Below are 12,498 nucleotides of genomic sequence, written 5' to 3' on the forward strand. Positions count from 1 at the left end.
ATCAGGAATCTATCTGTGAGCATGGACAATTTAACCCTGCGCTACTACGACGCCGAAATGCGTTACCTGCGCGAAGCCGGCAAGGAATTCGCCGAAGCGTTCCCGGATCGGGCGGCCCAGCTCAACCTGGACAAACCGGGCGCGCAAGACCCCTATGTGGAGCGCCTGTTCGAAGGCTTTGCGTTCTTGATGGGACGCCTGCGCGAGAAGCTCGACGATGATTTACCGGAGTTGACCGAGGGGCTGGTCAGCCTGTTGTGGCCTCACTATTTGCGCACCATTCCGTCGCTGTCGGTTGTCGAGCTTGTCCCTGAGCTCGCGCAGATGAAACGTAGCGAGTTGGTCGGCAAGGGGTTCGAGGTGTTATCCCAACCCATTGGTCCGCAACGCACCCGTTGTCGTTACACCACCACTCAGGATCTGACGTTGCAGCCGCTGGCCCTGGAGTCGGTGCGACTGGCCTACGAGCCGGACGGTCGCTCGCTGTTGCGCCTGCGCTTTGCCTGCGGCGCGTTGACGGACTGGAGCCAGATCGAGCTGAGCCGCCTGCCGCTTTACCTGAGTGCCGATGCACCGCTGGCCAGCGCCTTGCACCATGCGCTGACGCTGAACACCCAGGCGTTGTACGTGCGCCTGCCGGAGCAGCACGAGCGCCAGGTATTGGACGGCCATTTTGCGCCCAAGGGGTTTGCTGACGAGGATCGGCTGTGGCCCAAGGGTGACAGCGCGTTCAGCGGTTATCAGTTGCTGCTGGAGTACTTCACCTTTCGCGAGAAATTCATGTTCGTCACCCTCTGTGGTCTGGAACATTTGAGCCTCTGCGCCGATATGCCTTGGTTCGAACTGGACGTGGTGCTGCGTGACGCATGGCCAAAGGAACTCAGTGTGAGCAGCGAACACATTCGCCTGCATGCCGTGCCGGTGATCAATCTGTTTGCGCTGGAGGCTGACCCGCTGACGCTGGCGCCGTTACAAACCGACTACCTGCTACGGCCAATGCGCTTGCAGGACGGTCATACTGAAATTTATTCGGTCGATCAGGTCACCTCGTCAAAAAACGCCGTGCGCCATGACTACGTGCCGTTCAGCAGCTTTCGCCATAAGGGCGGCATGCTGCGCGACGATGCTCCCGAGCGCTACTTTCATACGCGCCTCAAGCGCGCCGCCAATGGCTTGCATGACACCTGGCTGATCCTGGGCGGTGACGGCTTCGATAAGGACCGGCTGCGCAACAGCGAAAGCCTGTCGTTGCGCCTGACCGGCACCCACGGCCAGTTGCCGCGCAAGGCGCTGCAAAGCACGTTGCTCGATACGCTGGTGCAAACCACCCAGACCGGTTTGCGCGTGCGCAACCTGTGCGCGCCGAGCTTGCCATGCTACCCACCGAACCGCGACCGCTTTCACTGGCGGGTCCTGAGCCACCTGGGCTCGAACTTCCTGCCGATGCTCGACAACGCCGAAGTGTTGCGCGGCACATTGGCTCTGTACGACTGGACGGGCAGCGAGCTCAACCGTCGTCGTCTGGCAGCGATCGTCGAGGTCCGTCATCACGTGGTCCAGCGTTTCGAGAAAGGCTTTTTGCTACGCGGGGTGGATATCGAAATCACCCTCGATGCCAATGGTTTTTCAGGGGAAGGTGACATCAGCCTGTTCGGCGAGATGCTCAATCGCTTCTTCGCCTTGTATGCCGACATTCATTTGTACACCCAGCTCACGCTGATCCTGCAACCTACTGGAAAGTGCCTGCGATGGAACGAGAATCACAGTCAGCGTATTCCCGGCTGAAAACCAGCGGTTTGCTGGACGCCTTGCAAGGGCAGGTGGCCGAGGCCAATCTGCAGCGTTTTTGCCAGTTGCTGGAACAGGCCTTGCCCGGTCACCCACCCCTGGGCAGTACCGCGCACCCGGCGGATGACGCCGTGCGCTTTCGGCCCGATCCGGGCATGGGCTTTCCGGCCGGCGAGTTGAAGTCGATTGAAATCGATGAAGCACACCCGGAGCGTGCGGCGACGGTGCGCACCCGCTTGCTCGGGTTGTACGGCGTCGATTCGCCGATGCCGACCGTGTATCTGGACGACATCGCGCAGCGTCGGGAAGGGCATGCGGCGCTGGAAGCCTTCCTGGATATTTTCAATCACCGGATCTTCACCCAGTTCTACCGGATCTGGCGCAAATACTCCTACCCGGCGACGTTCGAAGCGGGCGGCACCGATGCCACCTCGCAGTGCCTGTTGGGCTTGATCGGCCTGGGCATTCCCGGCACCGCGCAACAGGTCGGCACGCCGGTCTCGCGCTTTCTGGCCTTGCTCAGTGTGATGCGCCTGCCCACGCGTAATGCTGAAGGCATCGCCGCATTGGTCACATTGCTCGCCCCCAACACCCGGGTGCAGGTGACCCCGCATTGGCCGCAAACCATTGCGCTGCCGGCGCCGGCCAGCCTTTCCCGGCAACGTCCGGTGAGCTTGTCCCAGGGCACGCCGCTGGGCCGTGTCGGCCACGACGCCAACAGCCAACTCGGCCTGACGCTCTATACCGAGCATGCGCAGGAAGCCCTTGGCTGGCTCCCCGACGGCCAGTTACAGCGCGACCTGCGGGTGCTGTTGCGCGTGTACCTGGGGTGGCGTTGCACGGCGAAACTGCGCTTGTCTCTGCCGCTGCACAGCCTGCCTGCGCCGGTGTTGGGGCAGGCGGCCATTCGGCTCGGCATGACCGGCGTGCTGGGCTTGGGAGGCGCCGCCTGGCGGGCGACCGAGCACGCCACCCTGACGATCAACCTGGGTCGCTACCAAGGCCTTTCGATTAACCCACGCAACAGGGAGACACAGCATGTCGCGTACCGTTTTTAATCTCATGATGCTAGCGGCATTCACGCTACCGCTGGGCGGTTGTGGGTTGGTCCAGACCATGGCGGATGGCACGGCATCCACCGCCAAGGCGATCTTCTACAAGCAGGTCAACACCCTGCACCTGGATTTCAGCGCGCGCACGGCGCTGAACACCGATGCCACGGACATGCGTGTCTTGTCGGTGCCGACCCTCGTGCGGGTTTACCAATTGCGCGACAACAAGGCCGCGGCGCTGGCGACCTACGAAGGCTTGCTGGACGATGACGAGCGCTTGCTCGCGAGTGCGTTGCTGGACCAGCGCTCGGTGGTGGTGAAACCGGAGGAGGGCGCGCAACTGAATGTGCCGATGCACAAGGACGCGCAATTTGTCACGCTGGTGGCGCTGTTTCGCGACCCCGATACCCGGCAGGACACTTGGCGCCTGACGCTGACGCGTGACGACCTCGAGCCGGATCGCGCGCGGGTGATCGAACTGGGCGATAACCGCTTGACCCTGCGCCCGCTGGCGAAGGACTGAGCCATGACCGAGTACAGCCCATCGCTCTACGAACGCCTGCTGCACAATTTCGACGGTGAGTTGGACTTGCAGCGGGTCAGCGAGGCGGATCAGCACACGCTCTCCGTGCTGGACAACCTGCAGCGCATCCTCAACAGCCGAGCGGGCTCGCTCAGCCATCTGCCGGATTATGGGTTGCCGGACATGGGCCTGATCCTGCAAGGGCTGCCTGCCACGGCCCATGACTTGATTGGCACCATGACCGACACGCTGCTCAAGTACGAACCGCGTCTGGCGGCGATCACCATCGAACTGCTGCCCCAGGCGCTGCCGGGTCATCTGGAGTATGCCTTGGACCTGCAATTGAAGGATGGGCAGCGCGTGAACTTCGGCACCCGCCTGACACCCGAGGGCAAGGTGCTGGTGCGGCACTTGAAGCGACAGCATTACCTGTCGAAGCGTTGAACCGATAACGGAAGGGAAGCCCGATGACGGCGTTGTTTGAGATGCGTATTCAAGTCGGCGGTGATCCGCGCGGTTTCAGTGAGTTCAACGCTTTGCGCGATGAGTTGGCCAAGCTCAGCCATCCCGCTTGCCCGGATGTGGACTGGGCCAAGGTCGAGCAAGGCTGCCTTGCGCTGTTCCAGCAAAACGGCGCGGAGTTGCACAGCGCGTGCTTTTACACCTTGGCCCGCGGCCAGCGTCATGGGGTGGAGGGCATCACGCAAGGTGTGGCGTTGATCGAGGCGCTGGGCGGCGAGTGGGCGCGCCTGTGGCCGCCGATGGCGTCGGCGCGCCTGGACTTGCTGGGATGGTTGTTCGACCAACTGCAACTGCTGCTGCGCAGCGTGGTGGTGAACGCCTACAGTGTGGCCGCGTTGGTTCAATTGGACATCGAACTGGCGCGCTTGCAGGTGGGTTTGCGTACTCATCTAGACAGCCCTCTGCAATCGCTGCAAGCCCTGCGTTATCAGGTCGGCGGCCTGATCCAGCGCCTGGAGCAGAGCCCCGCGTCGGGCGAAACGCGGCTCGCACCGGTCAGGTTGATGGCGCCGGCGTTGGTGACCCCCGTGGTGATTCTGCCGCCCCCCAAAATGGCGCCGCGCAGGTCTCGCATTGGCCTGTGGTGGCTGGTCGGGGCGCTGATCGTCGTTGTGCTCTCGGGGTTCGGATGGCGCATGTGGCTGTCAGGTCCGGGCAGTGAACCGCTTATGTCCGAGCCGGTTCGACTGGACAGCCTGTCGCTGTTCGATGCCGGCAGTGCCACGCTCAAGCCGGGCTCGGCCAAGGTGCTGATCAATGCCCTGGTCGAGATCAAAGCCCAGCCCGGCTGGCTGATCGTGATCGCCGGGCATACGGATGCGACCGGTTCCGTCGAACAGAACCTGGCGCTGTCCCATGCCCGCGCCGCTGCCGTGCGCGACTGGATGCAGCGCATGGGCGACATTGCCGACAGTTGCTTTGCCGTCCAAGGCTTCGCGGCCAGTCAGCCGATTGCCAGCAATGAAACCGAAGCCGGACGCGCCGCGAACCGTCGTGTGGATATTCACTTGGTGCCACAAACGGGGGCCTGCGGCGAGGCCTCCGTGGCAGTGGACTGAGGGCTATTTCATCGCATGCTCAACCACCTGCGCCGCACGCGGTGCAGCCCGCGTGCACTTGGCCAACGCCTGCTGCACGTCCGCCAGCAGGTCGACGATGTCCTCCAGCCCGACCGACAAACGTACCAACCCTTCGCTGATCCCGTGCGCTGCCCGCTCCTGCGGGGTGTAGGTGGAGTGGGTCATGCTCGCCGGGTGTTGGGCCAGGGATTCGGCATCGCCCAGGCTGACTGCGCGGCTGAACAGCTTGAGCGCGTTCATGAAGCGCCGGCCGGCCGCGATCCCGCCTTTGAGCTCGAAGGCAATCATCCCGCCGGACATGCGCATTTGCCGCGCCGCCAGTTCGTACTGGGGGAATGAGCGCAGCCCCGGGTACGTCACGCGTTCCACCGCCGGGTGCGCCTGCAAGGCTTCGGCCACCGCCTGGGCGTTGCTGCAATGGCGGTCCATGCGCAGCGCCAGGGTCTTGAGGCCGCGCATCAGCAGCGACGCGTCCTGCGGCGACATGACCGCGCCGGTGAGGTCTTTGAGCCCTTGCAGGCGAATGCGCTGCGCCAGTGCCTGGTTGCTCACCGCAATGCCGGCGGTGATGTCGCCATGCCCGCTGAGGTACTTGGTAGCCGAATGCACGACCACATCGGCGCCCAGGTCCAGCGGCCGTTGCAGGTAGGGCGTGCAGTAGGTGTTGTCGACCACCACGATGACGTTGGGCTGCTGGTGCGCAAGCGCCGCCACGGCGGCGATATCGACCAGTTGCAGGGTGGGGTTGGCCGGGGTTTCGCAGTAGATCATGCGCGTGGCCGGGGACAGCGCGGCGTGCAACGCGTCCAGGTCGGTGAGGTCGACATGGCGCACCTTGATGCCGAATTCGGCGATGCCATGGTGCAGCAGCGCGAAGGTGCAGCCGTAGAGCGTCTGGCTGACGATCACCTCATCGCCGGGGCGCAGCAGGGTCCAGAAGGTGGCGGCAATCGCGCCCATGCCGGAGCTGAAGGCGACGGCCGCCTCGCCGTTTTCCAGGCTGGCCATGCGCGCTTCCAGCAGGGCCAGGGTTGGGTTGGAAATACGCGTGTAGAAGTGCCCGCTTTGTTCACCGGCAAAACACGCGGCGCCGTATTCGGCGGTGGGGAAGGCGAACGTGGCGCAGAGGTAGATCGGCGGTACGAGGGCGCCGTGGTGGTCCTTGGGGTCATAACCGTGGTGGATGGCGCGGGTGGAAAAGCCGAATGCATTGTGTTTATTGTTCATGTCGGACACTCCTTATTTCCTACAATGCTATGCTCATAACCACAGCTGAACTTTGCAATATTTGCTGACAAAACCCGCGTTATGGGATGAAACCTCCCTAAAAATAATGATTAGAGGCACGTTATGCCCGTCAGCCTGGATCGCACCGACAAGGCCCTTTTAAACGCGCTGCAAGGCAACGCCCGCTTGACCGTGGCCGAACTCGCCGAGCGCGTATCCCTGACCACCTCACCCTGCTGGCGGCGGGTCAGGAACCTGGAAGAAAGCGGGGTGATCAGCGGTTACCAGGCGATCCTATCGCCCAAGGCACTCGGGTATGGGGTGACGGCGTTTGTCAGCATCATGATGGAGAGCCACACCCAGGAGGTCGCGCGGGCGTTCGAGCAGCGCTTGTTGGACATTCCGCAAATCGTGGCCTGCCATAACGTCTCGGGGCGCTATGACTTCCTGCTGGAGGTGGTGGCGAAGGACCTGGAGTCGTTTGGCGAATTCGCGCGCGAGGTGTTGCAGACGTTGCCGTGCGTCAAAGAGATTTACTCGAGCTTTTCCTACAAGTCGGTGCGGCCGTTGCGCGTGATTCCGTTGCCGGGCTGAGCCCATGCGCACATTGGCTACCTGATCTTTGCCGAAATTGGCTATTTCTCCTGAGCGCTCCGCTGACTAACCTGGCCACCCATTCCCAGTGTTCCGGAGCTCTACCATGCAACCCCGTATCGATTTCTACACCGCCTCTCCGGATGGCATGAACGCCATGCGCGCCCTGGAAACGGCTGTGGGCAAATTGTCCATCGAACTGCCGCTGCTGGAACTGGTGCGCCTGCGCGTGTCGCAAATCAACGGCTGCGCCTTCTGCCTCGACATGCACACCGCCGATGCGCGCAAGGGCGGTGAAACCGAGCGCCGCCTCTACACCCTGTCGGCCTGGCGTGAAACGCCGTTCTTCACCCCGCGTGAACGCGCCGCGCTGGCCTGGGCCGAAAGCCTGACCCTGGTCAGCCAGACCCACGCCGCAGATGAAGACTACAACCTACTCGCCGCCGAGTTCAGCGCCCAGGAACAGTTCGATCTGAGTGTGGCTATCGCCACCATCAACAGCTGGAACCGCCTGGCGGTGGGCTTTCGCAAGATGCCCACGTAAGCCTTCAGTCGGCCTTGAAATAACCGCGTGGCGTGGTGCCGGTCATGCCCTTGAAGAAGGCGATCAAGGCGCTGTCACTGGCAAAGCCCAGCTCGAACGCGCAATAGCCCAGGTTGCGCCCGCTGGCGAGCAATTCGATCAGCCGCATCAGCCGCCACTGTTGGCGCCATTGTTGATACCCCAGGCCGGTTTCCCGCCGGAAGATGCGGCCGATGGTCTTGGCGCTGGCGCCCAGTTGTGTTTCCAGGTTTTGCAGCGTTGGCGGCAAGCAGTCCAGATGGGCCAGCAACGGTGCCAGGCGTTTGTCCCGGGGTAAGGGCAGCAGCATCGGTTGCTCGGCGGCTGCCTGGATTTCGTCCAGACACAGCGCCAACAGATGGGCGTAACGACCGGTTTGCCAATCGCTGTCGAAGGGCGCCATCGCCATCGGTTCCAGCACCGCGCGCAGCAAGGCACTCACCTCGATCACCCGCACGTGTTGCGGCAATTGATCCGCCAGGGCCGGGCTCATGTAGACCGAACGGTAGTCGACGGTGTTATGCATCTGTGCGCGATGGGGCACGCCGCAGGGAATCCACGCGGCGCGGGTGGGCGGTAGCAGGCACAGCTGGTTGTCCAGGGTAATGCGGCTGCAGCCCTGCTGGGTAAACAGCAGTTGCCCGCGTCGGTGCCGGTGCAGGCCGGAATCGTGGTCGCCGAGCTGGGCAGCGATGCCGATGACCGGTGCCGGCAGGCGGTCGGGATCGAAAGACGTGTCGGCGGCGAGCCAGGCCATAGATTGTCCGATTTGATGGATAAGCTGTCGAAGTTTGGATAATACCCCAGCGGCCAGTCCTTACACTCCTTGCGTTGTTTTTCGGGGAAGGAGCTGTCGGTGAAAAGTACAAACCTGTTGGTGCTGGCCGTGGCTTTGCTGATGTTCCCGCAACTGGCCCAAACCCTTTACAGCCCGGCCCTGGGTGATATAGGCCAGGCCTTTGCGGTCGGGCCGGAACGGGCCGGGCAGAGCCTGTCGGTGTACTTCCTGGCGTTCGCGTTCGGCGTGGTGGTGTGGGGCCGCTTGTGTGATCGCTGGGGGCGGCGTCCCGTCATGTTGGCGGGGCTGTCGATGTATGCCGGCGCCTCGGTGCTGGCCTTGGGTGTGAGTACCTTCAATGGCCTGCTGCTGGCCCAGGCCTTGGCGGCGTTTGGCGCGGCGGTAGGTTCGGTGGCCACGCAGACGCTGTTGCGTGATCGCTTCCAGGGCGCTGAATTGGCCCAGGTGTTTTCCGTGATGGGCATCGCGCTCGCCGTCAGCCCGGCGCTGGGCCTGTTCAGCGGCGCAACCTTGGTGCAGCACTTCGGCTATCGCGGCATGCTTGCCGGGGCATTGCTGCTGGCGTTGGTGTTGTGGGGCTGGTGCCTGTGCGCCTTGCCCGAGACACGGCCGGCAGCGTTGCCCACGGCTTCGCTGCGCCAGACCCTGGGCCTGATGCTCAGGGACACTGGGCTATGGCGTGCGGTGGGGTTGGTGGGCGCCTTCAATATTGCATTGTTCAGCTATTACGCCGTGGGGCCGTTTGTCTTCGAGCGCCTGGGTCTGTCCGCCGCCGCGTTCGGTTACAGCGGGGTGCTGCTGGCGCTGGGCTCTGGGTTGGGGGCGTGGCTGAACAAGCGGTTGCTCAAGCGCGGGATGAACGGTGAGCAGTTGGTGTTCACCGCCGCCGGCATCGCGCTACTGGGTGGCCTACTGGTGTTGATGCTGCAAGGCAGTTGGCTGTTCGTCTGGCCGATGCTGCTGGTGGTGCTCGCCTTCGGCATGGCGATTCCCAATGTGCTGGGGGCAGCGCTGGCTGCCTATCACGACCGCCTGGGCACGGCTGCCGCGCTGTTCGGTTTGCTGTACTACTTGGTCATTGGCGCCGGGCTGAGCCTGGTCGCCTGGCTGCAAGACCTCGGCTGGAGCCTGTTGACCTGCGGTCTCGCGGCGCTGTGGCTGGCAGTGCCGCGTGGGCTCAGAAGTTGACCGAAGCACTCAGGCGCGCCGTCAGCGGCGCGCCCTGGAACAGGTAATCATCGCCCATGTACTCGCCTGCGTCGCGCCAGTAGCGTTTGTCGAACAGGTTGTCGACGCTCAGGCGAAACACCGTCTCATAGCCATCGATTTTGGTGGTGTAGCGGCTGCCGACGTTGACCACCGCGTAGTCCCCGACCTCGACGTTGCCGCTGCGGTTGGCGTACTTCTTGGCGCTGTATTGCACGCCACCCAGTACCGCCAGGCCGTTCACCCACGGCAGCGCGTAGTCGGCGTAGACACTGGCGCGCAGCTTGGGCACGTTGATCGCCTGGTGGCCTTCGTAGTCCGGCGTGCCGCTGCCGCTGACCCGCGCGCGAATCGCCGCGACGCTGGTGGCGATCTGCAGACGGTCGGTGGCCCAGCCGTTGGCCGACAGTTCCAGCCCGGTGTTTTTCTGTTCGCCTTGTTGCACGTAGGTGAAGTTTCCAGCGCCATCCGGCTTGGCGTACTGGTAGGCCTGGCGCGTCTGGAAGACAGCGGCGGCGAAGCTGATGCGGCGCCAGTCGTACTTCACGCCGGCTTCGAGTTGCCGTGACACGGTCGGGGCCAGGGTTTCGTTCGGGTTGCTCGCGAACCACGGCGCGGTGCCGCCCAGGGACAGGCCCTTGCTGTAGCTGGTGTACAGCGAGATGTTTTCAATCGGCTTATAGATCAGCGATGCCTGGGGCAGGAACACGTACTGCTGGGTATGGCGCGCCGGGTCGCCATTGCTGTCAAAGGCTTTTTCATCGAGGCGCACTTCGCGACCGCCGAGGATGGTTTGCCACTGCTCGTTGAAGCGGATGCGGTCGGTGACGAACACGCCGTACTGGCGACTGTCGAGGTTGCGATGGCTGTCGTTCAACGGCACGTTGGTCGGCGCAAACGTCGGCGCGTCGTCGTTGATATTGCCGCTGCCGATGTACGCGTTGACCGCCTCGCGCTTGTCGATCACCCGGCGAAATGCGCTGGTGCCGAAGGTCAGTTCATGGCCCAGGCCGACGGTGTCGAACAGCCCGGTCATGGCCGCCTGCACGTCATCGTCGCGGCGGGTGTCGTCGGGGCTGCGGTAGTCGTAGATATCGTAGTCACCCTCGGGGCTGAAGGTGTTGGCGTTGCAAGTGCCCACGTAGAAACAGCCCCAGGCGAACGAACTGTAGTCATCGATCACCACCTTGCTGCGCGCTGCGCTGACACTGCCTTTCCACTGGTCACTGAAGCGGTATTCGAACGTGCCGTTGAGGTTCAGCGAATCGATACCGACCTGCTTGGAACCGCTTTGATGGCCCAGCAGCTTTTTCGGCGATGCAGCGTGGGGCACTTCACTGCCGCCCAGCAGTTGGTAGCCCGGCACCGAGCGCTGTTGTTTGTTCTGGTATTCCGCATCCAGTTGCAGCACCGCGTCGGGGCTGATGTTCCAGTCGAACGCCAGTGACAGGAAGTCGCGCTGGCCATTGGCGTGCTCCACGTAGGAGTTGAGGTCTTCATGGGCCACGTTGGCGCGTAGGCCGAACTGCTGCTCGCTGCCGAACCAGCCGCCGACGTCGGTGGCGATATAGCCGCTGCCGCGGTCGTCGCTGGACACCGTCACCGAACGCACGTCTTGCGGGCGCTTGGTCACGTAGTTGATCACGCCGCTGGGCTCGGAAATCCCACTTTGCAGGCCGGCCAGGCCCTTGAGCACTTCCACCTGTTGTTTGTTTTCCAGGGCGACGTTCTGCTCGCCGGTGATGGTGCGGCCGTTGATCTTGTAGCTGCTCGCGGCGTTCAGCGAGAAGCCGCGCACCACGAAGTTTTCGTAGTAGCCGATCGGCGCATAGCTGTCGCCTACCGAGGCGTCGTTGCGCAGCACTTCGCTGAGCAGGCGGGCTTGCTGGTCCTTGATCAGGGCGGCGTTGATCACGCTGATCGAGGCGGGGGTGTCCAGCAACGGCGCTTCATTGAAGCCGCCGACCGAGGCGGTGTCACTGCGATAACCGGACTCATCCTGGCCCTGGACCTGCACCGCCGGCAGTTCAATTTCCGCGGCCAGACTGCTGCCGATGCCACCGCTAAGCAGCAGGCCGAGGGCGAAACGTGAAGTGACGACGGGACGGAAACGCAAAACCATGGGGCAAGGCCTTAAAGCGCAGGACGGGGGGCGCATAAACTAGGCATAAGTGCGTGCATTTACAAGGATTCGCGCGTTGAGACGGCCCGTCTCAGCGTGTACGCCGATCCACTTGCGTCTCGACAGGCCAGGTAGGCATCTGCGATAGACGAGGCTTCTCTCATTGTTGCAGGAGGTCGTCATGAGTACCGCTGGAAACGTTATCGCTGGAAAAGTAGCGCTGGTGACCGGCGCCGGGCAGGGCATCGGCCGGGCCATCGCCCTGCGCCTGGCACGGGACGGCGCTGATATCGCGCTGGTGGACATCAATGGCGCCAAGCTCGAAGCCGTTGCCGCTGAAATCGTCGCGGCAGGGCGCAAGGCGTCGGTGTTCATCGCCGACGTCTCCAAACGCGAACAGGTAGTGGCTGCCGTCGAGCACGCGTACCAGACCCTCGGTGGCTTCGACATCATCGTCAACAACGCTGGGGTGGCGCAGATCGATTCACTGCTGGAGGTCACCCCGGAGCAGGTCGAACGCACCCTCGGCATCAACGTGCAGGGCGTGTTGTGGGGCATCCAGGCCGCCGGCAAGAAGTTCAAGGCGCTCAAGCAGAAGGGCAAGATCATCAACGCCTGCTCGATTGCCGGGCATGAAGGCTTTGCGCTGCTGGGCGTGTACTCGGCGACCAAGTTCGCGGTGCGCGCCCTGACCCAGGCGGCGGCCAAGGAACTGGCGAGCGCCGGGATCACCGTCAATGCCTATTGCCCAGGCGTGGTCGGCACCGATATGTGGGTCGAGATCGACAAGCGCATGGCCGAGATTACCGGCGCCGAAGTCGGCGCGACCTACAAGAAGTACGTGGACGGGATTGCCCTGGGCCGCGCTGAAACGCCGGAGGATGTAGCGGGGCTGGTGTCTTACCTGGCGGGGCCGGATGCGGACTATATGACCGGGCAATCGCCGTTGATCGATGGTGGGATTGTGTACCGATAGCCCTGAAAGCACGCGGTTCAAAGGTGGGAGTGGGCTTGCCCGCTCCCA

General features: G+C 63.3%; 12 protein-coding genes. 9 read left to right on the forward strand and 3 right to left on the reverse strand.

Annotation, left to right across the window (positions count from 1 at the left end; all coding sequences use genetic code 11):
- The first annotated feature begins 15 nt into the window (after window positions 1-15).
- From tssF to ACS5Q8_RS12560, 5 genes are read left to right on the forward strand one after another with little or no spacing between them, the layout of a single operon-like run.
- Complete coding sequence (gene tssF, locus ACS5Q8_RS12540; RefSeq protein ID WP_465160260.1) at window positions 16-1,785, forward strand: type VI secretion system baseplate subunit TssF; 1,770 nt, start codon at window positions 16-18, stop codon at window positions 1,783-1,785.
- On the forward strand, window positions 1,749-2,846 hold the full coding sequence (gene tssG, locus ACS5Q8_RS12545) for a type VI secretion system baseplate subunit TssG (RefSeq protein WP_465160261.1): 1,098 nt from the start codon (window positions 1,749-1,751) through the stop codon (window positions 2,844-2,846). Before tssF ends, tssG begins: the two co-directional genes overlap by 37 nt.
- On the forward strand, window positions 2,827-3,363 hold the full coding sequence (tssJ, locus tag ACS5Q8_RS12550) for a type VI secretion system lipoprotein TssJ (RefSeq protein WP_465160262.1): 537 nt from the start codon (window positions 2,827-2,829) through the stop codon (window positions 3,361-3,363). Before tssG ends, tssJ begins: the two co-directional genes overlap by 20 nt.
- Window positions 3,364-3,366: 3 nt before the next feature.
- Window positions 3,367-3,807, forward strand: coding sequence for a type VI secretion system baseplate subunit TssE (tssE, locus tag ACS5Q8_RS12555; protein WP_247403325.1), 441 nt, complete (start codon window positions 3,367-3,369; stop codon window positions 3,805-3,807).
- A gap of 23 nt (window positions 3,808-3,830) precedes the next feature.
- Window positions 3,831-4,943, forward strand: a complete 1,113-nt coding sequence (locus ACS5Q8_RS12560; RefSeq protein ID WP_465160263.1) for an OmpA family protein — start codon at window positions 3,831-3,833, stop codon at window positions 4,941-4,943.
- A 3-nt stretch (window positions 4,944-4,946) separates the two neighbouring features.
- Here the strand turns inward: ACS5Q8_RS12560 and ACS5Q8_RS12565 are convergent, their stop codons facing one another.
- The gene (locus ACS5Q8_RS12565) at window positions 4,947-6,191 is read right to left on the reverse strand and encodes a methionine gamma-lyase (protein ID WP_465160264.1); all 1,245 of its coding nucleotides are present in this window, start codon (window positions 6,189-6,191) and stop codon (window positions 4,947-4,949) included.
- Window positions 6,192-6,314: 123 nt separating this feature from the next.
- Here ACS5Q8_RS12565 and ACS5Q8_RS12570 point away from each other — a divergent pair, with 123 nt between their 5' ends.
- Both ACS5Q8_RS12570 and ACS5Q8_RS12575 read left to right on the forward strand, forming a co-directional pair.
- Window positions 6,315-6,785 (forward strand): Lrp/AsnC family transcriptional regulator, encoded by a 471-nt coding sequence (locus ACS5Q8_RS12570; protein ID WP_247403316.1) that lies wholly within the window; start codon window positions 6,315-6,317, stop codon window positions 6,783-6,785.
- 106 nt (window positions 6,786-6,891) lie between these two features.
- The gene (locus tag ACS5Q8_RS12575) at window positions 6,892-7,329 is read left to right on the forward strand and encodes a carboxymuconolactone decarboxylase family protein (protein WP_276197766.1); all 438 of its coding nucleotides are present in this window, start codon (window positions 6,892-6,894) and stop codon (window positions 7,327-7,329) included.
- A gap of 4 nt (window positions 7,330-7,333) precedes the next feature.
- Here ACS5Q8_RS12575 and ACS5Q8_RS12580 read toward each other — a convergent pair whose 3' ends face one another.
- Window positions 7,334-8,104 (reverse strand): AraC family transcriptional regulator, encoded by a 771-nt coding sequence (locus tag ACS5Q8_RS12580; protein WP_276197767.1) that lies wholly within the window; start codon window positions 8,102-8,104, stop codon window positions 7,334-7,336.
- Between the two features lie 99 nt (window positions 8,105-8,203).
- Between ACS5Q8_RS12580 and ACS5Q8_RS12585 the strand changes: the two genes are divergently transcribed.
- A complete protein-coding gene (locus ACS5Q8_RS12585; protein ID WP_465160265.1) occupies window positions 8,204-9,334 on the forward strand; it encodes an MFS transporter in 1,131 nt (376 codons plus the stop codon).
- On the opposite strand, the gene ACS5Q8_RS12590 is transcribed toward ACS5Q8_RS12585, so the two are convergent.
- Window positions 9,324-11,474, reverse strand: a complete 2,151-nt coding sequence (locus ACS5Q8_RS12590; protein WP_443698791.1) for a TonB-dependent siderophore receptor — start codon at window positions 11,472-11,474, stop codon at window positions 9,324-9,326. The genes ACS5Q8_RS12585 and ACS5Q8_RS12590 overlap by 11 nt on opposite strands.
- 181 nt (window positions 11,475-11,655) lie before the next feature.
- On the opposite strand from ACS5Q8_RS12590, the gene ACS5Q8_RS12595 reads away from it, so the two are divergent.
- Window positions 11,656-12,450: an acetoin reductase gene (locus ACS5Q8_RS12595; protein ID WP_247403306.1), complete on the forward strand. Its 795-nt coding sequence runs from the start codon at window positions 11,656-11,658 to the stop codon at window positions 12,448-12,450.
- The last annotated feature ends 48 nt before the right edge of the window (window positions 12,451-12,498 follow it).

The organism is Pseudomonas sp. PAMC25584 (assembly GCF_058135675.1).

Bases quoted from the DNA above. Each gene is read 5' to 3' on its own strand.
- tssG (WP_465160261.1), top strand. From the start codon at position 1,749: ATGGAACGAGAATCACAGTCAGCGTATTCCCGGCTGAAAACCAGCGGT.
- tssJ (WP_465160262.1), top strand. From the start codon at position 2,827: ATGTCGCGTACCGTTTTTAATCTCATGATGCTAGCGGCATTCACGCTA.
- tssE (WP_247403325.1), top strand. From the start codon at position 3,367: ATGACCGAGTACAGCCCATCGCTCTACGAACGCCTGCTGCACAATTTC.
- ACS5Q8_RS12560 (WP_465160263.1), top strand. From the start codon at position 3,831: ATGACGGCGTTGTTTGAGATGCGTATTCAAGTCGGCGGTGATCCGCGC.
- ACS5Q8_RS12565 (WP_465160264.1), bottom strand. From the start codon at position 6,191: ATGAACAATAAACACAATGCATTCGGCTTTTCCACCCGCGCCATCCAC.
- ACS5Q8_RS12570 (WP_247403316.1), top strand. From the start codon at position 6,315: ATGCCCGTCAGCCTGGATCGCACCGACAAGGCCCTTTTAAACGCGCTG.
- ACS5Q8_RS12575 (WP_276197766.1), top strand. From the start codon at position 6,892: ATGCAACCCCGTATCGATTTCTACACCGCCTCTCCGGATGGCATGAAC.
- ACS5Q8_RS12580 (WP_276197767.1), bottom strand. From the start codon at position 8,104: ATGGCCTGGCTCGCCGCCGACACGTCTTTCGATCCCGACCGCCTGCCG.
- ACS5Q8_RS12590 (WP_443698791.1), bottom strand. From the start codon at position 11,474: ATGGTTTTGCGTTTCCGTCCCGTCGTCACTTCACGTTTCGCCCTCGGC.
- ACS5Q8_RS12595 (WP_247403306.1), top strand. From the start codon at position 11,656: ATGAGTACCGCTGGAAACGTTATCGCTGGAAAAGTAGCGCTGGTGACC.